Below are 26,314 nucleotides of genomic sequence, written 5' to 3'. Positions count from 1 at the left end.
CGTTCTCTCCTCGCTCACGTTAATGGGGCTTGAAGCGCACCCGTTCCGGCGGCTGCTTGAACGTGCCAAGCGGCGTCCAGACGGGCATGCCGAGGAAGAACGCGAAGTAGATCAACGCGCAGAACTGCGCGATCAGCGTCGCCGCCGGCGAGGGCGGCCGCGTGCCGAGGAACGCGAGGGTCAGGAACGCCGCGACGAAGATCCCGAGGAACACCTTGTGGAACAGCGGCCGGTAGCGGATCGACTTCACCGGGCTGCGGTCGAGCCACGGCAGGAAGAACAGCGAGATCACCGCCGAGCCCATCACGACGACGCCCCAGAACTTCGACTCCGTCAGGTACATGAACACGACGATCGCGGCGGCCAGCACCGGCAGCCCGACCTTCCACTTGCCGCGCGCGCGGATCAGCGCGAGCACGCCGAGCAGCGCGATCACGACCATCAGCACGATCTTGAACGGGTCGGTGGTCGCACGCAGCATCGCGTAGAACGCGGTGAAGTACCAGACCGGCGCGATCTCGGGCGGCGTCTGCAGCGGGTTCGCCGGGACGAAGTTGTTCGCCTCGAGGAAGTAGCCGCCCATCTCCGGCGAGAAGAACACGATCAGCGCGAACACCATCAGGAACACGCACACACCGAGGAAATCGTGCACCGAGTAGTACGGGTGGAACGGGATGCCGTCGAGCGGAATGCCGTTCTCGTCCTTCTTCGCCTTGATTTCGATGCCGTCCGGGTTGTTCGACCCGACTTCGTGCAGCGCAACGAGGTGCGCAACGACGAGTCCGACCAGCACGAGCGGGATCGCGATCACGTGGAACGCGAAGAACCGGTTCAGCGTGACGTCGGACACGACGTAGTCGCCGCGAATCCACAGCGACAGGTCCGGGCCGACGAACGGGATCGCCGAGAACAGGTTCACGATCACCTGCGCGCCCCAGAACGACATCTGGCCCCACGGCAGCAGGTAGCCGAAGAACGCCTCGGCCATCAGGCAGAGGAAGATCGCGCAGCCGAAGATCCAGACGAGTTCGCGCGGCTTGCGGTACGACCCGTACAGCAGCCCGCGGAACATGTGCAGGTAGACGACCACGAAGAACATCGATGCACCGGTCGAGTGCATGTAGCGGATCAGCCAGCCCCACGGCACCTCGCGCATGATGTACTCGACCGACGCGAACGCGAGCGTCGAGTCGGGCTTGTAGTTCATCGTCAGGAAGATGCCCGTGACGATCTGGTTCACGAGCACCAGCAGCGCGAGGGAGCCGAAGAAGTACCAGAAGTTGAAGTTCTTCGGCGCGTAGTACTCGGATACGTGCTTCTTCCAGGTGGACGTGAGCGGGAAGCGCTGGTCGATCCAGCCGGTGAAACCTGTCGTGGAGACTTCCTTGTTGTCGGCGGCCATCACGCTTCTCCTTTCTCGTCCTTGCCGATCACGAGGGTCGTCGCCGACGTGAACATGTAGGGCGGGATGTCGAGATTCTGAGGCGCCGGCTTGTTCTTGAACACGCGGCCGGCGAGGTCGTAGGTCGAACCGTGGCACGGGCACAGGAAACCGCCCGGCCAGTCGTCCGGCAGGTTCGGCTGCGGACCCGGCGTGAAGCGTTGGCTAGGCGTGCAGCCGAGATGCGTACACACGGCCATCACGACGAGAATGTTCTTGCGATCGGCCCGTGCACGATATTCGTTCGCGCAATACGCGGGCAACGGCATCGAATACGGGGATTTCGTGGTCGGATCGGCCACTTCCTTGTCGGCCTTGACCACGTCGGCCAGCATCGAATCGGTGCGATTCAGGATCCAGACGGGCTTGCCGCGCCACGGCACGGTGACCATTTCGCCGGGCTTCAGGCCGCTGATATCGACCTCGACCGGTGCACCGGCCGCTTTCGCTTTCGCGGACGGCGCAAGCGACGCCGCGAAAGGTATGACGGTGGCGACGCCTCCTACGCCACCTGCTACGGATGTCGCAATCAGCCAGGTACGGCGGCCGCTGTCGACGCGTTTCTCTTCCTTGTCTCGCATCACACGCCCCACTTCTGAGTTGGATTTTCCGTCACGACTTTCCATTCCGCCGCTAGTTTGCGCGAATGGAGTCGCCATTTACAAGGCCCGGAGATGAAAATCCCTTCGAAGTGTTTGATAGTTAAGGGTTATCCCCCACTATCGGAGCGATTAAATCATTTCTCTTTTAAGCAGGTGCTACATAGAGAAATTTCGATGCACCGCCGCAAATCCGGCTGCTCAGACCGGATTATGAATATCGATAAAAAGGTGTTCGAGATCGAATTCCTCGGACAAGTGGCGCCCCAGCGCCTGGATTCCGTAGCGCTCGGTCGCATGGTGCCCCGCCGCAACGAACGCGACGCCGCTCTCTGCGGCCGCATGCGTGGTCGACTCGGACACCTCGCCGGTCAGGAACACGTCCGCGCCGGCGTCGATCGCCGCGTCGAAATAGCTCTGCGCGGCGCCCGTGCACCACGCGATGCGGCGCAGCTGCGTGTCCGGATCGCCGAGCACGAGCGGCGTGCGGCCGAGCGTGCGCTCGACCTTCGCGACGAAGTGCTCGAGCGTGACGGGCATCGGCAGCGTCGCCATCCAGCCGAGATCGCCTTCGCCGAAACGCTGCTCGCCGATCAGGCCGAGTTTTTCGCCGAGCTGCGCGTTGTTGCCGAACTGGGGGTGCGCGTCGAGCGGCAGGTGGAACGCGAACAGGTTCAGGTCGTTCGCGAGCAGCAGCTTCAGCCGCTGATACTTGCGGCCGGTGATCTGCGGCGCCTCGTTGCGCCAGAAATAGCCGTGATGGACGAGCACGGCATCCGCCCCCCATTCGAGCGCGGCTTCGAGGAGCGCGACCGACGCCGTCACGCCGGTGGCGATCTTCTCGATCTTGCGGCGCCCTTCGACCTGGAGGCCGTTCGGGCAATAGTCCTTGAAGCGCGCGGTTTCAAGGGTATTGTTCAAGTACAATTCGAGTTCGATCCGATCCATATAAACCTCTAATCCATTCAGATGCTTAGACGCTTCTGGCTGTTCTTCGCGCAGGCGGTGACCGTACTGCTCGCGCTGATGTTCATCGTCGTGACGCTCAAGCCGCAATGGCTGCAACGGCAAGGACAGCTCGGCAAGCAGCTCGCCACGCCGATCGTCGCGCTACGCGAAGTCGCGCCGGGCATCGGCGGCGCACCGGCGACCACGTCGTATGCCGAAGCCGCGCAGAAGGCGATGCCGGCCGTCGTCAACGTGTTCTCCAGCAAGGACGGCTCGCTGCCGCCCGACCCGCGCGCGAAGGATCCGCTGTTCCGCTACTTCTTCGGCGACCGCAACGCCCGCAAGCAGCAGGACGAACCGGCCGCCAACCTCGGCTCGGGCGTTATCGTGAGCCCTGAAGGTTACATTCTAACGAACCAGCACGTCGTCGACGGCGCCGACCAGATCGAAGTCGCGCTCGCCGACGGCCGCACGGGCACCGCGAAGGTGATCGGCAGCGATCCCGAAACCGATCTCGCGGTGCTGAAGATCAACATGACGAACCTGCCGACGATCACGCTTGGCCGCTCCGACCAGTCGCGCGTCGGCGACGTCGTGCTCGCGATCGGCAACCCGTTCGGCGTCGGCCAGACGGTCACGATGGGGATCATCAGCGCGCTCGGCCGCAATCACCTCGGCATCAACACGTTCGAGAACTTCATCCAGACCGACGCGCCGATCAACCCCGGCAACTCCGGCGGCGCGCTGGTCGACGTGAACGGCAACCTGCTCGGCATCAACACGGCGATCTACTCGCGCTCGGGCGGCTCGCTCGGCATCGGTTTCGCGATTCCGGTCTCGACCGCTCGCACGGTGCTCGAAAGCATCATCACGACGGGTTCGGTCACGCGCGGCTGGATCGGCGTCGAGCCGCAGGACGTCACGCCGGAAATCGCCGAGTCGTTCGGGTTGCAGCAGAAATCGGGCGCGATCGTCGCGGGCGTGCTGCAAGGTGGCCCGGCCGACAAGGCCGGCATCAAGCCGGGCGACATCCTGGTGAGCGTCAATAGCGAGGAAATCACCGACACGACGAAGCTGCTGAACGTCGTCGCACAGATCAAGCCGGGCACGCCGACCAAGGTACACGTCGTACGCAAGGGCAAACAGTTCGACGTGAACGTCGTGATCGGCAAGCGCCCGCCGCCGCCGAAGCAGACGCTCGACGAGCAGGACAGCGATAGCGAATGACGGTCGGCGGGCAGCGCACCGCCTGCCGGTCATGATGCAACGCGGAAACGGGAAAAGGCAGCCGGTTGGCTGCCTTTTTGCTTTGCTTCAAACGGCGTCTGGCGGAAGGTAGCTTTGCGATGCGCCGGCTGGCGGCCCAACGCGGTACCGGGCGCCCCGGGCCGGAAAGCCGCCGCGGCGCCGCCGTCAACTCGCGGCTTCGCCGTTCCCCGCCTCACCCTCTTCCACCGGCTTCTTCGGCACGAAGAACCGCGCGGCCAAGAGGCCGATCTCGAACAGCACGATCAGCGGCAGCGCGAGCATCAGTTGCGAGAACACGTCCGGCGGGGTGACGACCGCCGCGACCACGAATGCGCCGACGATCACGTACGGCCGCATCTCCTTCAGCTTCTTCAGGGACAGCACGCCCATCCTGACGAGCAGCACGACGACGATCGGCACCTCGAACGTGACCCCGAACGCGATGAACATCCCGAGCACGAAGCTCAGGTAGTTGTCGATGTCGGTCGTCATCTCGGCGCCGAGCGGCGCGTTGTAATGCGCCATCACGCGGAAGATCGTGGGGAATACGAGGAAGTACGCGAACGCCATCCCGCACAGGAACAGCACGTAGCTGCTGCCGACGAGCGGCGTGACGAGCTTCTTCTCGTGCTGGTACAGCCCCGGCGCGACGAACGCCCAGATCTGGTACAGCACGATCGGCAGCGCGATCACGAGCGCGACGAGCATCGTGACCTTCATCGGCACGAAGAATGAGCCGGTGACGTCGGTGACGATCATCTTGCCGTCTTTCGGCAGGTTCTCCATCAACGGCCGCGCGAGCAGCTTGAAGATGTCCGGCGCCCAGTACACGAGCCCGACGAACACGACGATCACGGCCAGCCCCGCGCGAATGATGCGATCGCGAAGCTCGACGAGATGGGAAATGAAGGTTTCTTCCGGGGCGTCGCCCGGGTTCTGCTGGGGGTCGCTCACACCGGCCCTCGGTAGGATTGACGAGCGAGCATGCGCTCGACTCAGAAGAAGCGCGTCGGCCGGCGCAGGCTGGCCGGCTGGTGGCGCGCGACACGCGCGGCGCCCGACTGCACGTGCGTGCGGCGGGTCGTCGCGCGCTTGTACCAGACAGGCGTCGCCGCCTGCTTGATGCGCCAGTTGCGACGCTTCGGCGCAAGCGCGGCCGTGCTGCCGCCACGCCACGACGGCGCCGCGGGCGTGTCGCTACCGTGCACGCCGGCATCGACCGAGCCTTCGTTGAGACCGCCGACCGCGGAATGCCACGTGTCGTTCAGTTCCTTCTCGTGCTCGCGCAGGTTGTCGTGAATCGTCGTCTCGACATTGCGCGCGGCCGATTCGAAATCGGTCTTCATCGTCCGCAGCGCGTCGAGTTCGATTTCGCGCGAGACCTCGGCCTTCACGTCGTTGATGTACCGCTGCGCGCGGCCGAACAGCGCGCCTGCCGTACGCGCGACGCGCGGCAGGCGCTCGGGGCCGAGCACCACGAGCGCGACGACGCCGATCAGCGCCATCTTCGAAAGACCGAGATCCAGCATCGCGAATGCCTCAGCGTGCCGGCGTTACGCCTTGTTCGAATCGGAACGCGTCGTTTCCTTCGCGTTGACGTCGACCGCGCCCGAACGCGGCAGTTGCTGCGCGTCCGCCGGCGTTTCGCCTTCCTTCATGCCGTCCTTGAAACCCTTCACGGCGCTACCGAGGTCGTTGCCGATGTTGCGCAGCTTCTTCGTACCGAAAACCAGCGCGACGATCAGCAGCACGATCAGCCAGTGCCAAATGCTCAATCCACCCATGATGAAACCTCTCCTCAACCACGCCGCGATGCGGCGTAAATTGCCGGCGACGCGCCGGCTTCGACTATCGGATGCGGGGAAACGCCCCGCGTCGTCAACCCATCCGTTGCCACGGGCGCGGGCCGGCCAGGATATGCGCGTGCAGGTGGTAGACCTCCTGCCCGCCGCCCGGGCCCGTGTTGATCACCGTGCGAAAACCGGTTTCGCCGCCCGTATACGCGACGCCGAGCTGGTCGGCCAGACGCGCGACGAGCAGCATCAGCCGGCCGAGCATCGGCGCATCGGTGTCGACCGCCGCGGACAGCGTCGGCAGGTGCCGGCGCGGAATCACGAGCACGTGCGTATCGGCCGCCGGCCGGATGTCGCGGAACGCGACGAATTCGTCGTCCTCGTGCACCTTCGTGCTCGGAATCTCGCCTGCCGCGATCTTGCAGAACAGGCAATTCGGATCGTGACTCATGTTGCTCCTGCAAACGCCCGCGTGCGGCCGGTCAGAACCACGCCTGCGGATCGAGCGTCTTGTTGTCGTTCAGGTACAGCCAACCCTTGATGATACGGTACAGCGTCCAAATCCACGTGACAAACATCACGACGAATCCGACCACGACGAACATCAGCGCGAACCCGATCACGTAAGCGATCAGCGCGCGCCAGAACGTGCGGATCTGCCACTCGAAGTGATCGGCGTACGGCGTGCCGGCCACGTCGCCGCGCTTCACGTAGTTGATGATGATCGCGATGATGCCCGTGACGCCGCCCGTCAGCCAGTGAATTGCATAAAGACCGTACAGCACGTGGGTCAGCGTGCGCAGCCCGTTCAGGCGCTCGGCATCCGCGGCTCCCGGCACCGCCGGCGTCGGAAACTGGTTCGACGTATCGTTCATGATGCTACCCCCGTTAGATGACAATTCTTACAGCTTACCGCACTGTTGCCACCGCGGCGGGCCCTGTTCGTCACCCGCCGTTTTCCTCGCGCTCGCGGCGCTTGCGCAGCGCTTTTTCCTCGATGCCCGACAGGCCTTCGCGGCGCTCGAGTTCGGCGATCACGTCCGCCGGGCTCAGGTCGAAATGCGACAGCATCACGAGGCAGTGGAACCACAGGTCGGCCACCTCGCCGACCAGCGCGCTCGGCGCGCCGCCCTGGCGCACGTCCTTCGCGGCCAGCACGACTTCCGTCGCCTCTTCGCCGATCTTCTTCAGCACGGCGTCGTCGCCCTTGTGGAACAGGCGCGATACGTACGATTGATCGGGATCGCCGCCCTTGCGGCTGTCGATCACGGCCGCCAGGCGCAGCAGCGTGTCTTCGGTCGATTGCGTCATTTGTAGATGTGTTCGGGGTCTTTCAGCACCGGCTCGACCGCGACCCAGTCGCCGCTGTCCACCGTACCTTCGAATTTCTGGAAGAAGCACGAATGCCGGCCGGTGTGGCACGCGATGCCCGACACCTGCTCGACCTTCAGCAGCACGACGTCCTCGTCGCAGTCGAGCCGCACCTCGTGCACGTGCTGCACGTGGCCCGACTCCTCGCCCTTGAACCACAGGCGCTTGCGCGAACGCGAATAGTAGACCGCGCGCTGCGTCTCGATCGTCTTCGCGAGCGCTTCGCGGTTCATCCACGCGAACATCAGCACGTCGTTCGTCGACGCCTCCTGCGCGATCACCGGCACGAGGCCGTTGTCGTCCCAGCGGACCTTGTCGAGCCACGCGGGCACCGATTTCGTTTCGGTATTCATCACAGCCTCACCGCGATGCCCTGGTCGGCCATGAAGCGCTTCGCCTCGCCGACCGTGTGCTCGCCGTAGTGGAAGATGCTCGCGGCCAGCACCGCGTCGGCGCGGCCGTCCTTGATGCCGTCCGCGAGATCCTGCAGGCAGCCGACGCCGCCCGACGCGATCACCGGCACCGGCACCGCGTCCGACACGCCGCGCGTGAGCGCGAGGTCGAAGCCCGACTTCGTGCCGTCGCGGTCCATGCTCGTGAGCAGGATCTCGCCCGCGCCGAGCTCGGCCATCCTGCGCGCCCATTCGATCGCGTCGAGGCCCGTGTTCTTGCGGCCGCCGTGCGTGAACACTTCCCAGCGCGGCGTCTCGCCGTCGGCAGACACGCGCTTCGCGTCGATCGCGACGACGATGCACTGCGAGCCGTACTTGTCGGCCGCGTCGCGCACGAGCTGCGGATTCGCGACCGCCGACGAATTCATGCTGACCTTGTCCGCGCCCGCGTTCAGCAGGCGCCGCACGTCCTCGACGGCGCGCACGCCGCCGCCGACGGTCAGCGGAATGAAGACCTGCGACGCGACGGCTTCGATGATCGGCAGGATCAGGTCGCGCTGGTCGGACGTCGCGGTGATGTCGAGGAAGGTCAGTTCGTCGGCACCCTGGTCGTCGTAGCGGCGGGCGATTTCGACGGGGTCGCCGGCGTCGCGCAGCTCGACGAAATTGACGCCCTTGACGACACGCCCGGCGGTCACGTCCAGGCAGGGGATGATGCGTTTAGCTAGAGCCATGATGTTGCGCCAAATGCCGCGCTGGGACGGCCGGTTGCGGAAGCCTCGCGCGAGGCTTCCGGTCGGGGCCGCCCGCGGGCAGCCCCGGCGAACGGGACGATCGCGGTTACGCGTTGTCGAGTTCGCCGTTCAGTTCGTCCGCGCGCTTTTGCGCGGCCGCGAAATCGAGATCGCCGGAGTAGATCGCCCGGCCGCAGATCACGCCTTCGACGCCGTGCTCTTCCACTTCGCACAGGCTCTCGATGTCCGTGAGGTTCGACAGGCCGCCCGACGCGATCACCGGGATGCCGACCGCCTGCGCAAGCTTCACGGTCGCGTCGATGTTGATGCCTTGCAGCATCCCGTCGCGGCCGATGTCCGTGTAGACGATCGATTCGACGCCGTAGTCCTCGAACTTCTTCGCGAGATCGATCACTTCGTGGCCGGTCAGCTTGCTCCAGCCGTCGGTCGCGACCTTGCCGTCCTTCGCGTCCAGCCCGACGATGATGCTGCCGGAGAACGCGGTGCACGCGTCCTGCAGGAAGCCCGGGTTCTTCACTGCCGCGGTGCCGATGATCACGTAGGACAGGCCGGCGTCGAGATACTTCTCGATCGTCTCGAGGCTGCGGATGCCGCCGCCGAGCTGGACCGGGATTTCGTCGCCGACTTCGTCGAGGATCGCTTCGATCGCCTCGAGGTTCTTCGGCTTGCCGGCGAATGCGCCGTTCAGGTCGACGAGATGGAGCCGTCGGGCGCCGAGATCGACCCACTTGCGGGCCATCGCCGCCGGGTCCTCGGAGAAAATCGTGGCCTGGTCCATATCGCCCTGTTTGAGGCGCACACACTGACCGTCTTTGAGGTCGATGGCCGGAATCAGCAACATAGCAATCGGGTGTCGTCGTGGAAAATGAAAAGAATCAGGCGCGTACCGGCCAAACCGGTGCCGCGCCGTCTCGCTAGTTTAGTACAACTCTTTCGGTGCTTAAGCGCGCGCGCCATGCACGACAGGCCGTTCGGCCAGGTCGACTGTGGCTCGCGCGCCACGTTTTACGGCTTCCAGTGTACGAAGTTGCGATACAGACGCAACCCGACTTCCGCGCTCTTCTCCGGGTGGAATTGGGTCGCGAAGATGTTGTCCCGCGCGACCGCGGACGTGAACGGCGCGCCGTAGGCCGTTTCGCCGACCGTGTGCGCCGGGTTGTCCGGGCTCACGTAATAGCTGTGCACGAAGTAGAAATACGCGTCGTCGGGCACGCCGTCCCACAGCGGGTGCGGCTGCGCCTGGCGCACGCGGTTCCAGCCCATCTGCGGCACCTTGAAGCGCGAGCCGTCGTCCTGCACGCGGCCGTCGAGCTCGAAGCGCACGACCTTGCCGGGCAGGAGGCCCAGACCCTTCGTGTCGCCTTCCGCGCTCCAGTCGAACAGCATCTGCTCGCCGACGCATACGCCGAGCAGCGGCTTGGTGCGCGATGCGTCGATCACGGCCTCCTGCAAGCCCGATTCGCCTAGGCAGCGCATGCAGTCGGGCATCGCGCCCTGGCCGGGCAGCACGACGCGGTCGGCCGCGCGAATCGCGGCCGGCGTGTCGACGATCGCCACGTCGGCGGCCGGTTCGGCCTTCTTGAGCGCCTGCGCGACCGAGCGCAGGTTGCCCATCCCATAATCCACAATCGCAATCGAAGTTTTCATCTCAGTGCAGGCAGTAGCGCCCTCAGTCCATCGACGATGAATTCCACCGCCAGCGCCGACAGCATCAGACCCATCAGCCGCGTGGCGATGTTGATGCCGGTGCGGCCGATCCAGGTCGCGATCGGCTCGGCGAGCCGCATCGCGACGAAACACAGAAAAGCCAGGACCGCGCCGATCGCGACCAGCCCGGCCCGCTCATACCAGTGATGCGCGTTCGCCGCATAGATGATCACCGTGCTGATCGAGCCGGGGCCCGTGAGCAGCGGAATCGCCAGCGGCACGACCGCGATGTTGTCCTTCAGCTCGGCTTCGTGGCGTTCCTCCGGCGTCGATCGCGTGTTGCCGATCTGCGCGTTCAGCATGTTGATCGCCATCAGCAGCATGATGATCCCGCCGCCCACTTCGAGCGACCCGACCGAAATGCCGAAGAAGTTGATGATCTGCTGCCCGAGCAGCGCGGTCACCGTCATCACGCAGAACACCGACACCGATGCGATCCGGATCGTGCGCCGCCGCTCGTCGTCCGTCTGCTGCGCCGTCAAGCTCAGGAAGAACGGCACCGCGCCGACCGGGTTGATCAGCGCGAGCAGCGAAATGAACGATTTGAGCAGATCCATCGCAAGCCGGCGCGCCGCGCCGAAGCCGTGAGGTTGTCCTTGGCGTCGTCCGTTCGGAAGTTAGAGGCTGCCTTTCGTCGACGGAATCTGCCCCGCCGCGCGCTCGTCGAGTTCCACCGCCGCGCGCAGCGCGCGTCCGAAGGCCTTGAACACCGTCTCGAGCTGATGGTGCGCGTTGATCCCGCGCAGGTTGTCGATATGCAGCGTGACGCCCGCGTGGTTCACGAACCCGCGGAAGAACTCGATCGACAGGTCGACGTCGAACGTGCCGATCCGCGCGCGCGTGAACGGCACGTGGAATTCGAGGCCCGGCCGGCCGGAGAAGTCGATCACGACGCGCGACAGCGCCTCGTCGAGCGGCACGTACGAATGGCCGTAGCGGCGGATGCCCTTGCGGTCGCCGATCGCCTTCGTGACGGCCTGACCGAGCGTGATACCGACATCCTCGACCGTGTGGTGATCGTCGATATGCGTGTCGCCATGCGCTTCGACCTCGAGATCGACCAGACCGTGTCGCGCGATCTGGTCGAGCATATGGTCGAGAAACGGCACGCCGGTGGCCAGCTTCTGCCGGCCGGTGCCGTCGAGATCGAGCTTCACACGGATCTGCGTTTCGCTGGTATTGCGAACGACTTCCGCCACACGCATGGCAATTCCTTGATTGAGTCTGATGTAAATGGGGATTGATCGTCGCGCGCCGCCGCGCCCTGGGCTCAACCGGGCAGCGCGAGTTTCAAGGCGGCCAGCAGGCGGGCGTTTTCGTCGGGAGAACCGACGGTCAGCCGCACGCATTCGGCCAGTAACGGATGCATTTTACTCACGTTTTTGACCAGCACCCGCTCGGTGAGCAGCGCATCGAACACGGCCGCGGCGTCCGGCACGCGCACCAGCAGGAAATTGCCGGCGCTCGGGAACACCGTCGCGCCCGGCAGCGCGGCCACCGCCTGCGCGAGGCGCGCGCGTTCCGCGCGCAATTCGGCCGCCTGCGCGTCGAGCACGTCGAGGTGGTCGAGCAGGAAATCGGCGGTCGCCTGGGTCAGCACGTTGATGTTGTACGGCGGGCGCACCTTGTCGAACTCGTTCAGCCACGCGGGCGTGCCGACGAGATAGCCGAGGCGGATGCCCGCGAGGCCGAGCTTCGACACCGTGCGCATCACGACGACGTTGTCGAACTCGCCCGCGCGCGGCAGCCACGAGCGCTCGGCGAACGGCTGGTACGCCTCGTCGATCACGATCAGGCTGTGCCGCGCGGCCGCGACGATCCGCTCGACATCGGCGTCGTCGTACAGCGTGCCGGTCGGGTTGTTCGGATACGCGAGATAGACGATCGCCGGCCGGTGCTCGGCGATCGCCGCGAGCAGCGCGTCGGCATCGAGCGTCAGGTCCGCCTTCAGCGGCACGCCGACGAACTCGAGCTGCGCGAACTTCGCCGAGAGTTCGTACATCACGAAGCCCGGCACCGGCGCGAGCACCTTCGCACCCGGCTTCGCGCACGCGACCGAGATCATGCTGATGATTTCGTCGGAACCGTTGCCGAGCAGCACGTCGCAGCCGGCCGGCACGCGCATCGCATGGCGCAGCTTGTCGAGCAGCGCGGCCGGGCGCGGCGCCGGGTAGCGGTTCAGCGCGACCTGCGCGAGCCGCTCGCCGAGCGCCGCGGCGAGCGGCTCCGGCAGCGAATACGGGTTCTCCATCGCGTCGAGCTTCACGAACCCGCTCGCGTCGGGAACCGGATAGCTCGTCATCGCGAGCACGTCGCGGCGGATGATGTCTTGTGGCGTCGTCATGGTCTCAAGCCGGCGTGCATCGCGCCGGCGTCAAATGGTCGGCAAGGCGGCGGCTGCCGCCCTGCGCTCGTCCCCTGCCCCGATCCGGGGCGGCCGGTGCCGGCGCCTCGGCGCCCGCCCGGCCCGCGCACCCGGCGCGGTCAGCCCTTCATCCGGAACTCGGCGCTCCTTGCGTGCGCCTGCAGCCCTTCGCCGTAGGCGAGTTCGGACGCGATCTCGCCGAGCGTCTGCGCGCCCTCCGCGCTGACCTCGATCAGGCTCGAGCGCTTGATGAAGTCGTACACGCCGAGCGGCGACGAGAAGCGCGCGGTGCGCGACGTCGGCAGCACGTGGTTCGGGCCCGCGCAGTAGTCGCCGAGGCTCTCGCTCGTGTAGCGGCCGAGGAAGATCGCGCCCGCGTGGCGAATCTGCTGGCCCCATTGCTGCGGCTCCAGCGCGGAAATTTCGAGGTGTTCCGGCGCGATGTCGTTCGCGATCCGGCACGCCTCGGCCATGTCGCGCACCTTGATCAGCGCACCGCGGCCTTCGAGCGACGCACGGATCACGTCCTGGCGCGGCATCGTCGGCAGCAGCTCGTCGATCGCCTTCTCGACGCGATCGAGGAACGCGCCGTCCGGGCACAGCAGGATCGACTGCGCGAGTTCGTCGTGCTCGGCCTGCGAGAACAGGTCCATCGCGACCCAGTTCGGATCGGTCGTGCCGTCGCACAGCACGAGGATTTCCGACGGCCCGGCGATCATGTCGATGCCGACCGTCCCGAACACGCGGCGCTTCGCCGACGCGACGTACGCGTTGCCGGGACCGCAGATCTTGTCGACGGCCGGCACCGTCGCCGTGCCGTACGCGAGCGCGCCGACCGCCTGCGCGCCGCCGATCGTGAACACGCGATCGACGCCGCCGAGCAGCGCCGCGGCGAGCACGAGGTCGTTCTTCACGCCGTCCGGGGTCGGCACGACCATCACGATCTCGCCGACGCCCGCGACGCGCGCGGGAATCGCGTTCATCAGCACCGATGACGGATACGCGGCCTTGCCGCCCGGCACGTACAGGCCGACGCGGTCGAGCGGCGTGACTTTCTGGCCGAGCACCGTGCCGTCGCTCTCCGTGTACTGCCAGCTATGCGTGCCGCACTCGATCTTCTGCTTCTCGTGGTACGCGCGCACCCGCGCCGCGGCCGCTTCCAGCGCCGCGCGCGCCTTCGGCGCGAGGCCGTCGAGCGCCGTCTGCAGCGCGTCCTGCGGCAGTTCGAGCGCGGCGACGCTGTCCGCGCTCAGCCGGTCGAAGCGGTTCGTGTATTCGAGCACCGCGGCGTCGCCGCGCGACTTCACGTCGGCGAGGATCTGCGCGACCGACTGCTCGATCGCTTCGTCTTCGCTCGCCTCGAACGCGAGCACGGCGCGCAGCGCGGCGCCGAAGCCTTCGTTCGTCGAATCGAGCTTGCGGATGGTGATGGACATGGGAGTTCCGTTACGGTGATGCGCTCAACCGCCATTCTGCGACGCGCGTTCGAACGCGTCGAGGATCGGCTTGAGCGCCGCGCGCTTCAGCTTGAGCGCGGCCTGGTTCACGACGAGGCGCGACGAGATCGCCATGATCTCCTCGACCTCGACCAGATTGTTCGCCTTCAGCGTGCCGCCCGAGCTGACGAGGTCGACGATCGCGTCGGCCAGCCCGACCAGCGGCGCGAGCTCCATCGAGCCGTACAGCTTGATCAGGTCGACGTGCACGCCCTTCGCGGCAAAGTGTTCGCGCGCCGTTTCGACGTATTTCGTCGCGACCCGCAGGCGCGCGCCCTGGCGCACCGCGTTCGCATAGTCGAAACCGGCGGACACGGCCACCGACATCCGGCAGCGCGCAATGTTCAGATCGATCGGCTGGTACAGGCCCGAGCCGCCGTGCTCGACCAGCACGTCCTTGCCGGCCACGCCGAAATCGGCCGCGCCGTATTCGACGTAGGTCGGCACGTCGCTCGCGCGCACGATGATCACGCGCAGGTTCGGATCGGTCGTCGGCAGGATCAGCTTGCGCGACGTTTCCGGATCCTCGGCCACCTGCACGCCGGCGGCGGCCAGCAGCGGCAGGGTTTCCTCGAAGATCCGGCCCTTCGACAGGGCAAGGGTCAGCGGCGCGGTCATGCTTGGCTCCCGGAGAGGCGGCGCACGTTCGCGCCGACGGCGGTCAGTTTGGTTTCCATGCGGTCGTAGCCGCGGTCCAGGTGATAGATGCGGTCGACGAGCGTTTCGCCGTCCGCGCGCAGCCCGGCGATCACGAGGCTCGCCGACGCGCGCAGGTCGGTCGCCATCACGTTCGCGCCGGACAGCTTGTCGACGCCGGTCACGAGCGCCGTGTTGCCGTCGATCGTGATGTTCGCGCCGAGCCGGTTCAGCTCCTGCACATGCATGAAGCGGTTCTCGAAAATGGTTTCGACGACTTGCGCGGTGCCCGTCGCGACCGTATTGAGGGCCATGAACTGCGCCTGCATGTCGGTCGGAAACGCCGGGTATTCCGACGTGCGGATCGTCACCGCCGACGGGCGGCGCTCCATCTTCACGCGCAGCCAGCTGTCCCCTTCCTCGATCGACACGCCGGCTTCGCGCAGCTTGTCGATCACCGCGTCGAGGATGTGCGGGCGCACGCCCGTCAGCATCACGTCGCCGCCGGCCGCCGCGACCGCGCACAGGAACGTGCCGGCCTCGATACGGTCTGGGATCACCGAATGGCGCGCGCCGTGCAGCCGCTCGACGCCCTGGATCACGAGGCGATCGGTGCCGATACCGTCGATTTTCGCGCCCATCGCGACCAGCAAGTGTGCGAGATCGCTCACTTCCGGCTCGCGCGCGGCGTTTTCGATCACCGTCTCGCCGTCGGCGAGCGTCGCGGCCATCAGCAGGTTTTCCGTTCCCGTCACCGTGATCATGTCGGTCACGATGCGCGCGCCCTTCAGGCGCTTCGCGCGCGCTTCGATGAAGCCGTGCTCGATGCTGATCTCCGCGCCCATCGCCTGCAGGCCCTTGATGTGCTGGTCGACCGGCCGCGCGCCGATCGCGCAGCCGCCCGGCAGCGACACCTTCGCCTCGCCGAAGCGCGCGAGCAGCGGCCCGAGCACGAGGATCGACGCCCGCATCGTCTTCACGAGCTCGTACGGCGCGACGAGGTTGTCGACGCGCGATGCGTCGAGCTGCACGCGGCAGCCGTCCGTTTCGCTCTTCACGCCCATCTGGTTCAGCACCTTCAGCGTGGTGCGCACGTCCTTCAGGTTCGGCACGTTGTCGAGTTCGACCGGCTCGGCGCTGAGCAGCCCCGCGCACAGGATCGGCAGCGCGGCGTTCTTCGCGCCCGACACGACGATCTCGCCCGACAGCCGGCGACCGCCTTCGATCACGAGCTTGTCCATCCCCAGTCCCTGCGATTCCCCGTTGGCGGCCGGGTGTGCCGTGGCGACGCTCTGGACGGCGTCGCGCTCGTTGACGGTGACTTGCACTCAGTGATTTCCGTTTATGCGTTCTGCCATTCGGCGGGCGTCAGCGTCTTCATGCTGAGCGCGTGAATTTCCTGCTTCATGCGATCGCCGAGCGCCGCATAGACGAGCTGGTGCCGCTGGATCGGCCGCTTGCCTTCGAAGGCCGCCGACACGATCGTCGCGAAGAAATGCTGGCCGTCGCCTTCGACTTCCAGATGCGTGCAGGCGAGACCGCCGGCGATGTATTGCTTGACCTGTTCGGGAGTCGGCAACATGGTGTAAGGCTCCTGTCGGCGCGCGCCGCCCTGCGGCGGCCGCGGCCTGTCGATATCAATGACGCAGTTTGTAGCCGGTCGCGAGCAGCCGCATCGCGATCAGCGCGAGCAGCACGAAGAAACCGGTGACGATCGCGAGGCTCGCGAACGGGTTGACGTCGGACGCGCCGAAGAACCCGAAACGGAAGCCGTCGATCATGTAGAAAAACGGGTTGAGACGCGACACTTCGCGCCACACGGGCGGCAGCGAGTGCGTCGAATAGAACACGCCGGACAGGAACGTCAGCGGCATGATCAGGAAGTTCTGGAACGCGGCGAGCTGGTCGAACTTCTCGGCCCAGATCCCGGCGATCAGGCCGAGCGTGCCGAGAATCGCGGAGCCGAGCAGCGCGAACGCCATGATGAACAACGGCGCCGCGAAGTGCATCGGGACAAACCAGATCGTCACGACGAACACGCCGGCGCCGACCGCGAGCCCGCGCACGACGGACGCGAGCACGTACGCGCCGAAGATGTCGCGGTACGACAGCGGCGGCAGCAGCATGAACACGAGGTTGCCGGTGATCTTCGACTGGATCAGCGACGACGAGCTGTTCGCGAACGCGTTCTGCAGCACGCTCATCATCACGAGGCCGGGCACGAGAAAGCTCACGTACTCGACGCCCGGATACACTTCGACGCGGCCCGACAGCGCGTGGCCGAAGATCGTCAGGTACAGCAGCGCCGTGACGATCGGCGCGCACACCGTCTGGAACGACACCTTCCAGAAACGCAGCAGTTCCTTGTAGAACAGCGTGCGGAACCCGCTTCCCGGCACGCGCCGGGCCGCCCCTTCGAGCGGCAGCGAACGCAGTTCGCGTGGGGAGTGTTGATTCATGCCAGACCCTCGATCACCTCGGCCCCGTTCATCACCTGGACGAACACATCCTCGAGGTCGGCCTTGCGGACCTCGATCTCGTCGAACGTGCAGCCGGCCGCACGGCATTGCGCGAGGATGCGTTCGACCTCGTCGTAGCTCGCGAGGCGCAGCAGGTGCTCGCCCGGCGCGCGCGCGGCCGGGTCGGTTTCCAGCCCGCGCAGTTCGGCCGGCAGCGCGCCGGTCGCGAACCGCAGGTACAGCTGCAGGCCCGCGAAGCGGCGCAGCAGCGCGTCGGTGCGATCGAGCGCGACGACTTCGCCGCGGCGCAGCATCGCGATGCGGTCGCACAGCGACTCGGCTTCCTCGAGGTAGTGGGTGGTCAGCACGATCGTGTGACCCTCGCGGTTCAGGCGCGAGATGAATTTCCACAGCGTCTGGCGCAATTCGACGTCGACGCCGGCGGTCGGCTCGTCGAGCACGATCACCGGCGGCCGGTGCACGAGCGCCTGCGCGACGAGCACGCGGCGCTTCATCCCGCCCGACAGCGCGCGCATGTTCGCGTCGGCTTTCTCGGTGAGATCGAGATTGGCCATCACTTCGTCGATCCAGTCGTCGTTGCGGCGCAGCCCGAAATAGCCGGACTGGATCCGCAGCGTCTCGCGGACGGTGAAGAACGGGTCGAAAACGAGTTCCTGCGGCACGACGCCGAGCGAGCGGCGGGCGTTGCGGAAGTCCTGGACGACGTCGTGACCGCGCACCGAGATACTGCCTTCGTCGGCCCGGGCGAGCCCGGCGAGGATACTGATGAGCGTGGTCTTGCCTGCGCCGTTGGGGCCGAGCAGACCGAAAAACTCGCCTTCCTCGACCGACAGGCTGACGCCCTTGAGCGCCTGAAGCGACTTGTAGCGCTTCTTGACGTGACGGATTTCTATGGCTGACATGACTGTGCGCGACGCCAGGGCCGCGACGCCTATTCTGTGCTTGCTGCGAAAGAAAATGGGGGCCGGACGCCGATTGGCTGCCCCGCAAAACGCTTGATTATAGGGCAAACCGGCTGGGGGAGCCGGCGCCGGCGGCGCGCGGCCCGAAGCGTGCGCGCGCCGGCTGGCGCGGCAGGCTTCGATCGGACAGGGTCAATGTCGGCCGGTGCCTTCGATGAGCGCGTCGACGCCGTACGCGCGCGCGAGGCTGGCGAGCTTCGGAGGGAGATTGAGGATGTCGAGGGCTGCACCGCGCGTCTTGGCGGCACGTTGCCATGCGAGCAGCACGGCGAGCGCGGACGAGTCGAATTGCGTGAGCGCCGCGCAATCGACGGCGGTCGCGCCCGCGCCGATGCGCGCAAGACCGTCCGCGAGCGCGGACTTCGCGCTCGCGACGGTCAGCGAGGAGCCGGCTTCGAAGCCGCTCACGACGCTTGCTTGCCGGCGGCAAGTTGCTGGTTGCGCTGCGTCAGGAACTGGATCAGCCCTTCCACGCCGCTTTGCTGGATCTTTTCGTTGAACTGCTGCTGGTACGTCTGGATCAGCCACGCGCCGAGCACGTTCAGGTCATACACCTTCCAGCCGTTCGCCGTCTTGTACAGGCGGTAATCGATCTGGACCGGCTGGCCGTTGTTCATCGCGACCGTCTTGACCACGACGTCGGTATCGGCCGGATCGGCGCGGAACGGCGGGTACTGGATCTGCTGGTCCGGCTTCAGCTGCGCCAGCGCGCCCGAATACGTGCGGATCAGCAGCAGCTTGAACTGCTCCTGAACCTGCTGTTGCTGCTCGGCCGTCGCCGTGCGCCAGTTGCGGCCCATCGCGAGCTGCGTGGTGCGGCGGAAATCGGTGTACGGCAGGATGTCCTTGTTGACGATCGAGATGATGCGGTTGGTGTCGCCCTGCTTGATCGTCTGCTGCTTGACTTCGTCGAGCACCTGCTGCGTCGCCGTCTTGATCAGCGCCTGCGGGTTCGACTGGTCGACTTGCGCGTGAGCCGCGCTGCCGAACGAGAACAGCGCCGCGAAAACGGGGATCAGGAACAGTTTTTTCATCATAGTGGCCTGCATGAATGAGTCGATGCCAAGGTTGGAGCAGGTAGCTTACGCGCAAGTTCGCATACGCTACCGACTGAATCGTTTCCGGCTGTAACGAATGTAAATCCGTCAGTGCAGCCGGATGCTCGGGAACCGGAGCCCGCCCGGCGACGGCGGCGCCACCTGCATCGCCGGCACGTTCGTCTCGCTGGCCGGGTTCGGCGATTCGGCCGTGCCCGAGGCCGGCGCAGCAACCGCCGCGCCCGATGCCGGCGCCGGCGCCGCGCCGCCCACCGCTGCCGCGCCCGCCGTACCGGCCGCGCCGGCTGCCGCCGGTGCCGCGCCGTCTTCCGGCAGGTCGTACTTCGGCAGCGCATCGTTGCTCGACGTCGCGGCGGCCTCGCCGCGCGCGTTGCTGATCAGCATCTGGCGACGCTGCAGGTACGCGTTGCGCACGAACGAATACTTGTCGAGCGCCGCGGCATCCAGCACGTCGCCCGCGCCGAGCAGGTTCGAACGCGTGTTGACCAGGTTCACGCCGAACAGGCCCCAGCTCAGGCCGTCCGGCTTCACGTAGGTGAGCGGGTTGCCGACGTAGTCGACGCCGAGGCCGGCCGTGTCGCGCAGCGTGCTCGGGCCGAGCAGCGGCAGCACCAGATACGGGCCCGACGGCATCCCGTAGCGGCCCATCGTGATCCCGAAGTCGGCCGTGTGCTTCGGCAGCTTCGCGATCGTCGCGACGTCGAACAGGCCGCCGACGCCGAACACCGTGTTGATCACGACGCGCATGATGTCGCCGACGCCGTCCGCGATCCGCAACTGCACGATGTTGTTCGCCGCGATGTACACGTCACCGATGTTCGAGAAGAAGTTCGTCACGCTGTCGCGCACCGGCTGCGGCACCACGTACTGGTAGCCCTTCGCGACCGGTTTCAGCGCGTACGTGTCCACCGTGTCGTTGAACTTGTACATCGACCGGTTGAAGCCTTCGAGCGGATCGCCCTTGGTCGGCGTCTGCACGGTCGCGCAGCCGCTCAACGCGGCGACTGCCGCCATCGCCAGCGCGGCGTGCCTGATGCGGATCGTGTGCATGGTCATTCCCTCTTGTTTTCTCTCGTGTGGTTATTGGCCGGCCGAACCGGACACCGCGGACGCCGGCACCGCCACCGGTGCGGGCGCGGCGGGCGCGCCCGATGCGCCGGCCGCCGGCTTCGCACCGCCCGCATCGGCGGCCTTGCTGTACAGGAACTGGCCGATCAGGTTCTCGAGCACGATCGCCGATTGCGTCATCGTGATCGTATCGCCCGCCTTCAGCATTTCGGTGTCGCCGCCCGGCTCGAGGCCGATATATTGCTCGCCGAGCAGGCCCGACGTCAGGATCTTCGCCGACGAATCCTTCGGGAACGGGTATTGGCCGTCGACGTCGATCGTGACGAGCGCCTGGTACGTGTTCGTGTCGAAGCCGATCGACTTCACGCGGCCGACCACGACACCCGCGCTCTTCACGGCCGCGCGCGGCTTCAGCCCGCCGATATTGTCGAATTTCATTCTCACCGAGTAGGTCGGCTGAAACGACAGCGAGCTCATGTTGCCGACCTTCAGCGCCAGGAACAGCACCGCAAGGAAGCCCACCACCACGAACAGGCCGACCCAGAAGTCGAGAGCAGTCTTTTTCATCGTCATCCCAAAATTTGGCTTGGCTGAGGCTTAGCTGAACATCAGCGCGGTCAGCAGGAAATCGAGGCCGAGTACGGCGAGCGACGCGAACACGACCGTCTTGGTGGTCGCGCGCGACACGCCTTCGGGCGTGGGCTTCGCTTCATACCCTTGAAACAGTGCAATGAAGGTCACGGCGAACCCGAACACGATGCTCTTGATCACGCCGTTGCCGACATCGGCCCAGACCTGGACCCCGCCCTGCATCTGCGACCAGAACGCGCCCGGATCAACGCCGATCAGCACGACGCCGACGAAGTAACCGCCGAGCACGCCGACCGCATTGAAGATCGCGGCCAGGAGCGGCATCGCGATGATGCCCGCCCACATGCGCGGCGCGATCACGTTCTTGATCGGGTCGACCGCCATCATCTCGAGCGCGGTGAGCTGCTCGCCGGCCTTCATCAAGCCGATCTCGGCCGTCAGCGACGTGCCCGCGCGGCCCGCGAACAGCAGCGCGGTGACGACCGGCCCGAGCTCGCGAACGAGCGACAGCGCGACCAGCAGGCCGAGCGCCTGCTCGGAACCGTAGCGGTTCAGCGTGTAGTACCCCTGCAGGCCGAGCACGAAGCCGACGAAGAGCCCCGACACGGCGATGATCACGAACGAATAGTTGCCGAGGAAGTGGATCTGCTTCGTGACCAGCCGCGGCCGGCGCAGCAGCGGGAAGAATTCCAGCACGAGGCGCACGAACAGGCGCGTGCCGTAGCCCGCGCGCTCGAGGCCGCCGATGACGTAACGTCCGATCGCGCTGATCATGCGCGCCCTCCGCCGAGCCCGAAATCCGCCGCCAGCGGCGGGCTCGTGTAATGAAATTTGAACGGGCCGTCCGGCGCGCCGTCGATGAATTGCCGCACGCTCGGATCGGTCGACGCGCGCAGCTCGTCGGGCGTGCCCTGCGCGAGCACGCCGCCGTTGGCCAGAAAATACACGTAGTCGGCGATCGCGAACGATTCCGGCACGTCGTGCGTGACGAGGATCGACGTCGCGCCGAGCGCCTCGTTCAGCGTGCGGATCAGGTTCGCGGTGATGCCGAGCGAGATCGGATCGAGGCCGGCGAACGGCTCGTCGTACATGATGAGCTGCGGATCGAGCGCGATCGCGCGGGCGAGCGCGATGCGGCGCGCCATCCCGCCCGACACCTCGGACGGCATCAGGTCGCGCGCGCCGCGCAACCCGACCGCGTTCAGCTTCATCAGCACGAGGTCGCGGATCAGGTCTTCGGGCAGGTCGGTATGCTCGCGCAGCGCGAACGCGACGTTCTCGAACACCGACATGTCGGTGAACAACGCGCCGAACTGGAACAGCATGCCCATCTTGCGGCGCAGCGCATACAGGCCGTCGCGCGTTTGCGCGCCGACGTCGGCGCCGTCGAACAGCACCTGGCCGCGGTTCGCGCGCACGAGGCCGCCGATCAGGCGCAGCACGGTGGTCTTGCCGCAACCCGAGCCGCCCATGACCGCGACGACCTGCCCGCGCCCGAAGCGCAGGTTCAGGTTGGACAGGACGAGGCGGTCGCCGTAGCCGAAGTCGACGTCGCGAAGTTCCAGCAGGGTCTCGGTAGGAGTGGGGCTCACGGAGCTGACAGTCCTTTTACGCAGAACGCCGAATTATAGGGCCTGCATTGGAATGATGTCGTGACGCCGTTCCGGGCCCTGCGGTCAATGATTGTCAAATTGTCGGGCAAAGCACTGCTGCAGCGCAACAAGCGCCGTCCGATAGTCGTCCGCGCCCGTGACCGCGCTGACCACCGCGACGCTGCCGACGCCCGTCGCCAGCACCGCCGGCAGCGTGTCGAGCGCGACCCCGCCGATCGCGACGAGCGGCGCGCTCGCGCCGGCGAAGCGCGCGTAGCGGGCAATCCGGGCGAGGCCCTGCGGCGGCGCGGCGACGGCCTTGGTGGCGGTCGCGTACACGGGGCCGAGCGCGAGATAGCTCGGCCGCTCATGCAGCGCCCGCAACATCTCGTAATAACCGTGGCTCGAAAGTCCGAGCCGCAGGCCCGCGCGCGCGATCGCGGCCAGATCGGCCGTTTCGAGGTCCTCCTGGCCGAGATGTACGCCGTACGCCCCTTCTTCTGCGGCGATTTGCCAGTGATCGTTGATGAACACGCGCGCATCGGGGTAGCGGCGCCCGGCCTCGACCGCTCGCGCGATTTCCCGGCGCAGCGCGTCCGGGGTCGCATCCTTCACGCGCAGCTGCACGGTTCGCGCGCCGCCGTCGAGCACGCGCTCGACCCATTCGGCGCTCGGCACGACCGGATAGAGGCCGAGCCGCGCGGGGCACGGCGCGAACGCCGGTTCCGGCGCAGGCGGCAGTCCGGCGACGCGCGGGAACCGCGCGGCATCGACCGGCCACGCGTCGGCGGCGCGCGTCTCGTCGCCGTCGCGCCACGCCAGCGCGAGCACCAGCGCGTCGAGCGGCGCGAAGCCGCAATCGAGGAACGCGGCGAGCGCCGCGATCCAGTCGTCCGCGAGCGGATGCGCGGCGTCGAGCGCGTAGCGCACGCCGGCCGCATGCAGCACGGCGCCCTGCTCGTCGAATTCGATCGCGACCGCCGGCGACGCAGGCCGCGACACGGCGGACGCGCGCGCCTGCGCGGCACGGTCGCCGGCCGACACGATCAGCACGTCGCCATCGGCGGGCACGTCGGGCGCCGCCACGCAGAGCCGCCACGGCGCCGCACCGTCCGGCCAGTCGCCGAGCCGCGCGCGAATTCGCTCGGCCGCTTCGGCCAGTTCGTCGGCCGGCGGCCAGAACGCATCGGCGAAGCGCGCGCTCATGCGCCGCCCCCATCCTGGTGCCAGAACGGCATCCCGACGACCGGCGTGCTCGCGTGCGCGGTTTCGCGGGCATCCATCGGGCCGGCGAGATACGCGGCGCGGCCGGCCTCGACGCCCTGCGCGAATGCGCGCGCCATGATCTCCGGGTGCGTGGCCTGCGACACGGCCGTGTTCAGCAGCACGCCGTCGAAGCCCCACTCCATCACCTGGCACGCGTGCGACGGCACGCCGAGCCCCGCGTCGACGATCAGCGGCACGTCCGGCAGCCGTTCGCGCAGCACGCGCAGCCCGTACGGGTTCACGACGCCCTTGCCGGTGCCGATCGGCGCGCCCCACGGCATCAGCGCCTCGCAGCCGACGTCGAGCAGGCGCCGGCCGATCACGAGATCCTCGGTGCAGTACGGCAGCACCTTGAAGCCGTCCTTGACCAGTTGCGCGGCGGCTTCGATCAGCCCGACCGGGTCGGGCTGCAGCGTGTAGTCGTCGCCGATCAGTTCGAGCTTGATCCAGTCGGTATCGAAGACCTCGCGCGCCATGTGCGCGGTCGTCACGGCCTCGGCGACGGTCTGGCAGCCGGCCGTGTTCGGCAGCAGCGGCACCGCGTGGCGCTTGAGCAGGTCGAAGAAGCCGGCTTCGGCCGTGCCGCCCGTCATCTGGCGGCGCAGCGCGACCGTCACCATCCCGGGACGCGACGCGGCGATCGAATCGGACAGCGACTGCAGCGACGGATAGCGCGACGTGCCGAGCAGCACGCGGCTTGCGAAGGTGACGCCGTACAGCGTCAGCGCGTCGGCGGAGGGGTGGGACGTCATGTCGTTTTCCTGGAAGAGCGGGGACGAACCGGCGGCGCTCAGCCGCCCGCGACGGGGTGCACGACGTCGAGCCTGTCGCCCGCCGCGAGCGCGCGCGCCGCATGCTGCGTGCGCGCGACGAAGTTGCCGTTCAGCGCCACCGCGTACGGCGGACGCGCGCCGTACGCGGCAAGCGCGTCGGCCACCGTCGCGCCGTCGGGCAACGTCAGGGTGTGTTGATTGATCTGGATATCCATGAGGCTGGGTCGGATTCGGTCGGCGGCGCGCGTCAGGCCGGCTGGCGCGCGTCGTTGCGGTGATGAAGCAGCGTCGGCCAACGGGCGGCGTCGCGCCACGCGGCGAACGCGTCGGGATTGCCGAGCGCGCCGCCGAGCGCGGCCTGCGCGAACGCGACGGCCGCGTGCGCGACTTCCGGCGCGATCATGAAGCCGTGCCGGTACAGGCCGTTGACGGCGAGCGTCGACGCGCCGTCCCAGATCACCGCCGGGCGATGATCGGGCAGCGTCGGCCGGCACTGCGCGTTGAGTTCGAGGATGCGCGCCTCGCCGAACGCCGGATGCACGGAGAATGCCGCGCTCAGCAGTTCGAGCGCGGAGCGCACGCTGACGGGCGACATGTCCTCGCCCTCCACCTCGGTCGCGCCGATCACATAGAGATCGCCCTGCTTCGGCGCGACGTACAGCGGATAGCGCGGATGCAGCAGCCGCACGGGCCGGGTGAGCCCGATGCCGGGCGCGTGCACGCGCGCGACTTCGCCGCGGATGCCGCGCAGCGCGGGCAGTGCGGGTTTCGCGCCAAGCCCGCGGCAATCGATCGTGAAATGCGCGGCGGGCAGGTTCGCGTCGTCGACCGGCGCGTGCCAGTGCAGCGCGACGCCGCGTTCGGCGAGGCCCGCCGCGAGCGCGCGCAGCGCCTGGCGATTGTCGAGCTGCCCTTCGCGCGGCAGCATCAGCCCGCGCGCGAAGCGGCCCGCGAGCGCGGGTTCGGCTGCGTCGACCTGTGCGCCGGCGAGCGTCACGAAGCCGCCGTCGAACAGCTCGGCCGGCGCGTTCGCGCGCACGCGCCGCTCGAACAATGGCGCCTCCGCGCGGTCCGCGTGATGCCAGACGACGAGCGTGCCGTGCTGTTGGAAGAAGACGGGTTCGGGCAGTTCCGCGAGCCACTGCGGCCAGCGCGCGAGGGAAGCTGCGCCGAGCTCGGTGATCAGCAGTTCCGCGCTCGCCGCTTCCGCGAGCGGCGCAAGCATCGCGGCCGCGATCCACGCGGCCGACTGCTCGCCGTCCGGGCCGCCGCGCTCGTGGAGCGCGACGCGATGCCCGTCGCCGGCGAGGCGCCACGCGATCAGGCGGCCGACGAGACCGCCGCCGAGCACCGCGAAATCGGGCCGTGCATCCCGGACGTTCATCGCACGCCCTCCGCGCGCTCACGCGCGACGAACGCCGACGCGCACGCGCCGCCACATGCGAACGCACGCGGCATCGGGCCGGGGACCCTACAAAAGACTGAAGATTGTGCGGCCATCATTCCTTCCGTAACGCGCAATGCGCGTACCCAAAAGGACGAAACCGGCAGCAAAGGCCGGCCGGGCGGGACTCGGGCGCTGACCATGTGGGATGGCGGCCAGCGCGGCCCGGCGGGATCAGAAACTTCCCTCGCCGGTATTACCCGGATCGGGTGCGAAGGGTCTTTCTCAGCCTCGCCGCGCTGCCCGGAACATCCGCCGGCCGCGCCACGAAGCACCCCTGTTTCGTCGTCGGCCATTAGACCATAAAAGCGGAAAGCGCCGCAAACTGT

At 67.2% G+C, this 26,314-nt stretch carries 33 protein-coding genes and 1 riboswitch; of the genes, 1 reads left to right on the top strand and 32 read right to left on the bottom strand.

Features of this window, described 5'->3' with window-relative positions; all coding sequences use genetic code 11:
- Window positions 1-19 precede the first annotated feature (19 nt).
- The 3 genes from A9Z05_RS18915 to A9Z05_RS18905 all read right to left on the bottom strand — a co-directional run bounded on the left by A9Z05_RS18915 (window position 20) and on the right by A9Z05_RS18905 (window position 2,988).
- On the bottom strand, window positions 20-1,402 hold the full coding sequence (locus A9Z05_RS18915) for a cytochrome bc complex cytochrome b subunit (protein WP_069619442.1): 1,383 nt from the start codon (window positions 1,400-1,402) through the stop codon (window positions 20-22).
- On the bottom strand, window positions 1,402-2,022 hold the full coding sequence (gene petA / locus A9Z05_RS18910) for a ubiquinol-cytochrome c reductase iron-sulfur subunit (protein WP_034209785.1): 621 nt from the start codon (window positions 2,020-2,022) through the stop codon (window positions 1,402-1,404). The genes A9Z05_RS18915 and petA overlap by 1 nt, the downstream gene beginning before the upstream one ends.
- A gap of 219 nt (window positions 2,023-2,241) precedes the next feature.
- Window positions 2,242-2,988: a Nif3-like dinuclear metal center hexameric protein gene (locus A9Z05_RS18905; RefSeq protein ID WP_069619441.1), complete on the bottom strand. Its 747-nt coding sequence runs from the start codon at window positions 2,986-2,988 to the stop codon at window positions 2,242-2,244.
- 21 nt (window positions 2,989-3,009) lie between these two features.
- Here A9Z05_RS18905 and A9Z05_RS18900 point away from each other — a divergent pair, with 21 nt between their 5' ends.
- The gene (locus A9Z05_RS18900) at window positions 3,010-4,215 is read left to right on the top strand and encodes a Do family serine endopeptidase (protein ID WP_069619440.1); all 1,206 of its coding nucleotides are present in this window, start codon (window positions 3,010-3,012) and stop codon (window positions 4,213-4,215) included.
- A gap of 186 nt (window positions 4,216-4,401) precedes the next feature.
- Here A9Z05_RS18900 and tatC read toward each other — a convergent pair whose 3' ends face one another.
- From tatC to A9Z05_RS18755, 29 genes are all read right to left on the bottom strand, one after another.
- On the bottom strand, window positions 4,402-5,190 hold the full coding sequence (gene tatC, locus A9Z05_RS18895; protein WP_050013119.1) for a twin-arginine translocase subunit TatC: 789 nt from the start codon (window positions 5,188-5,190) through the stop codon (window positions 4,402-4,404).
- Between the two features lie 41 nt (window positions 5,191-5,231).
- Window positions 5,232-5,765 carry a Sec-independent protein translocase protein TatB gene (tatB, locus tag A9Z05_RS18890; RefSeq protein ID WP_069619439.1) on the bottom strand — a complete coding sequence of 178 codons (534 nt, stop codon included), beginning with the start codon at window positions 5,763-5,765 and terminating at the stop codon, window positions 5,232-5,234.
- A 24-nt stretch (window positions 5,766-5,789) separates the two neighbouring features.
- Window positions 5,790-6,020 (bottom strand): Sec-independent protein translocase subunit TatA, encoded by a 231-nt coding sequence (tatA, locus tag A9Z05_RS18885; RefSeq protein ID WP_006477115.1) that lies wholly within the window; start codon window positions 6,018-6,020, stop codon window positions 5,790-5,792.
- Between the two features lie 94 nt (window positions 6,021-6,114).
- Entirely contained in the window at window positions 6,115-6,480 is a 366-nt protein-coding gene (locus tag A9Z05_RS18880; protein ID WP_069619438.1) for a histidine triad nucleotide-binding protein, read from the bottom strand.
- A 31-nt stretch (window positions 6,481-6,511) separates the two neighbouring features.
- Window positions 6,512-6,904 carry a hypothetical protein gene (locus A9Z05_RS18875; RefSeq protein ID WP_069619437.1) on the bottom strand — a complete coding sequence of 131 codons (393 nt, stop codon included), beginning with the start codon at window positions 6,902-6,904 and terminating at the stop codon, window positions 6,512-6,514.
- Between the two features lie 70 nt (window positions 6,905-6,974).
- Entirely contained in the window at window positions 6,975-7,340 is a 366-nt protein-coding gene (locus A9Z05_RS18870) for a phosphoribosyl-ATP diphosphatase (protein WP_011546603.1), read from the bottom strand.
- Window positions 7,337-7,753: a phosphoribosyl-AMP cyclohydrolase gene (gene hisI, locus A9Z05_RS18865; protein WP_069619436.1), complete on the bottom strand. Its 417-nt coding sequence runs from the start codon at window positions 7,751-7,753 to the stop codon at window positions 7,337-7,339. The genes A9Z05_RS18870 and hisI overlap by 4 nt, the downstream gene beginning before the upstream one ends.
- Window positions 7,753-8,526 carry an imidazole glycerol phosphate synthase subunit HisF gene (hisF, locus tag A9Z05_RS18860; RefSeq protein ID WP_069619435.1) on the bottom strand — a complete coding sequence of 258 codons (774 nt, stop codon included), beginning with the start codon at window positions 8,524-8,526 and terminating at the stop codon, window positions 7,753-7,755. The genes hisI and hisF overlap by 1 nt, the downstream gene beginning before the upstream one ends.
- 106 nt (window positions 8,527-8,632) lie before the next feature.
- Complete coding sequence (hisA, locus tag A9Z05_RS18855; protein ID WP_006477123.1) at window positions 8,633-9,388, bottom strand: 1-(5-phosphoribosyl)-5-[(5-phosphoribosylamino)methylideneamino]imidazole-4-carboxamide isomerase; 756 nt, start codon at window positions 9,386-9,388, stop codon at window positions 8,633-8,635.
- A gap of 164 nt (window positions 9,389-9,552) precedes the next feature.
- Window positions 9,553-10,194, bottom strand: coding sequence for an imidazole glycerol phosphate synthase subunit HisH (hisH, locus tag A9Z05_RS18850; protein WP_069619434.1), 642 nt, complete (start codon window positions 10,192-10,194; stop codon window positions 9,553-9,555).
- Window positions 10,191-10,811 (bottom strand): YchE family NAAT transporter, encoded by a 621-nt coding sequence (locus A9Z05_RS18845; RefSeq protein ID WP_069619433.1) that lies wholly within the window; start codon window positions 10,809-10,811, stop codon window positions 10,191-10,193. The genes hisH and A9Z05_RS18845 overlap by 4 nt, the downstream gene beginning before the upstream one ends.
- A gap of 60 nt (window positions 10,812-10,871) precedes the next feature.
- Window positions 10,872-11,459 (bottom strand): imidazoleglycerol-phosphate dehydratase HisB, encoded by a 588-nt coding sequence (gene hisB / locus A9Z05_RS18840; RefSeq protein ID WP_069619432.1) that lies wholly within the window; start codon window positions 11,457-11,459, stop codon window positions 10,872-10,874.
- A 65-nt stretch (window positions 11,460-11,524) separates the two neighbouring features.
- Window positions 11,525-12,598 carry a histidinol-phosphate transaminase gene (hisC, locus tag A9Z05_RS18835; protein ID WP_069619431.1) on the bottom strand — a complete coding sequence of 358 codons (1,074 nt, stop codon included), beginning with the start codon at window positions 12,596-12,598 and terminating at the stop codon, window positions 11,525-11,527.
- Between the two features lie 140 nt (window positions 12,599-12,738).
- Window positions 12,739-14,055 carry a histidinol dehydrogenase gene (hisD, locus tag A9Z05_RS18830; protein WP_027783351.1) on the bottom strand — a complete coding sequence of 439 codons (1,317 nt, stop codon included), beginning with the start codon at window positions 14,053-14,055 and terminating at the stop codon, window positions 12,739-12,741.
- A gap of 24 nt (window positions 14,056-14,079) precedes the next feature.
- Entirely contained in the window at window positions 14,080-14,733 is a 654-nt protein-coding gene (gene hisG / locus A9Z05_RS18825) for an ATP phosphoribosyltransferase (protein WP_050013128.1), read from the bottom strand.
- A complete protein-coding gene (gene murA / locus A9Z05_RS18820) occupies window positions 14,730-16,079 on the bottom strand; it encodes a UDP-N-acetylglucosamine 1-carboxyvinyltransferase (RefSeq protein WP_069619430.1) in 1,350 nt (449 codons plus the stop codon). Before murA ends, hisG begins: the two co-directional genes overlap by 4 nt.
- Window positions 16,080-16,093: 14 nt before the next feature.
- On the bottom strand, window positions 16,094-16,333 hold the full coding sequence (locus A9Z05_RS18815; RefSeq protein ID WP_006477131.1) for a BolA family protein: 240 nt from the start codon (window positions 16,331-16,333) through the stop codon (window positions 16,094-16,096).
- Window positions 16,334-16,388: 55 nt separating this feature from the next.
- A complete protein-coding gene (locus A9Z05_RS18810; protein ID WP_249190555.1) occupies window positions 16,389-17,210 on the bottom strand; it encodes an ABC transporter permease in 822 nt (273 codons plus the stop codon).
- The gene (locus tag A9Z05_RS18805) at window positions 17,207-18,133 is read right to left on the bottom strand and encodes an ABC transporter ATP-binding protein (RefSeq protein WP_050013130.1); all 927 of its coding nucleotides are present in this window, start codon (window positions 18,131-18,133) and stop codon (window positions 17,207-17,209) included. The genes A9Z05_RS18810 and A9Z05_RS18805 overlap by 4 nt, the downstream gene beginning before the upstream one ends.
- Window positions 18,134-18,325: 192 nt before the next feature.
- Window positions 18,326-18,601 carry a lipid asymmetry maintenance protein MlaB gene (locus A9Z05_RS18800; protein ID WP_050013131.1) on the bottom strand — a complete coding sequence of 92 codons (276 nt, stop codon included), beginning with the start codon at window positions 18,599-18,601 and terminating at the stop codon, window positions 18,326-18,328.
- A complete protein-coding gene (locus A9Z05_RS18795) occupies window positions 18,598-19,227 on the bottom strand; it encodes a phospholipid-binding protein MlaC (RefSeq protein WP_012492305.1) in 630 nt (209 codons plus the stop codon). Before A9Z05_RS18795 ends, A9Z05_RS18800 begins: the two co-directional genes overlap by 4 nt.
- A gap of 111 nt (window positions 19,228-19,338) precedes the next feature.
- Window positions 19,339-20,301: a VacJ family lipoprotein gene (locus A9Z05_RS18790; RefSeq protein WP_069619504.1), complete on the bottom strand. Its 963-nt coding sequence runs from the start codon at window positions 20,299-20,301 to the stop codon at window positions 19,339-19,341.
- Window positions 20,302-20,331: 30 nt separating this feature from the next.
- Entirely contained in the window at window positions 20,332-20,892 is a 561-nt protein-coding gene (mlaD, locus tag A9Z05_RS18785; protein ID WP_069619429.1) for an outer membrane lipid asymmetry maintenance protein MlaD, read from the bottom strand.
- 24 nt (window positions 20,893-20,916) lie between these two features.
- Window positions 20,917-21,684: a lipid asymmetry maintenance ABC transporter permease subunit MlaE gene (mlaE, locus tag A9Z05_RS18780; protein WP_050013133.1), complete on the bottom strand. Its 768-nt coding sequence runs from the start codon at window positions 21,682-21,684 to the stop codon at window positions 20,917-20,919.
- Window positions 21,681-22,502 carry an ABC transporter ATP-binding protein gene (locus A9Z05_RS18775; RefSeq protein WP_050013134.1) on the bottom strand — a complete coding sequence of 274 codons (822 nt, stop codon included), beginning with the start codon at window positions 22,500-22,502 and terminating at the stop codon, window positions 21,681-21,683. The genes mlaE and A9Z05_RS18775 overlap by 4 nt, the downstream gene beginning before the upstream one ends.
- A gap of 84 nt (window positions 22,503-22,586) precedes the next feature.
- Window positions 22,587-23,708 (bottom strand): thiamine phosphate synthase, encoded by a 1,122-nt coding sequence (gene thiE / locus A9Z05_RS34925; RefSeq protein WP_084044321.1) that lies wholly within the window; start codon window positions 23,706-23,708, stop codon window positions 22,587-22,589.
- A complete protein-coding gene (locus tag A9Z05_RS18765) occupies window positions 23,705-24,520 on the bottom strand; it encodes a thiazole synthase (RefSeq protein ID WP_069619428.1) in 816 nt (271 codons plus the stop codon). The genes thiE and A9Z05_RS18765 overlap by 4 nt, the downstream gene beginning before the upstream one ends.
- Before the next feature lie 38 nt (window positions 24,521-24,558).
- Window positions 24,559-24,756: a sulfur carrier protein ThiS gene (gene thiS, locus A9Z05_RS18760; protein ID WP_069619427.1), complete on the bottom strand. Its 198-nt coding sequence runs from the start codon at window positions 24,754-24,756 to the stop codon at window positions 24,559-24,561.
- A 32-nt stretch (window positions 24,757-24,788) separates the two neighbouring features.
- Entirely contained in the window at window positions 24,789-25,925 is a 1,137-nt protein-coding gene (locus A9Z05_RS18755; protein ID WP_069619426.1) for an FAD-dependent oxidoreductase, read from the bottom strand.
- Between the two features lie 225 nt (window positions 25,926-26,150).
- Window positions 26,151-26,274: riboswitch (TPP riboswitch) on the bottom strand.
- Window positions 26,275-26,314 lie beyond the last annotated feature (40 nt).

Origin of the sequence: Burkholderia sp. A2 (assembly GCF_001729305.1) — a bacterium.
GTDB classification, from domain to species: Bacteria; Pseudomonadota; Gammaproteobacteria; order Burkholderiales; family Burkholderiaceae; genus Burkholderia; species Burkholderia sola.
Note: the sequence above shows the minus strand (reverse complement) of the source record. Positions and strands in the feature narration are given on the sequence as shown.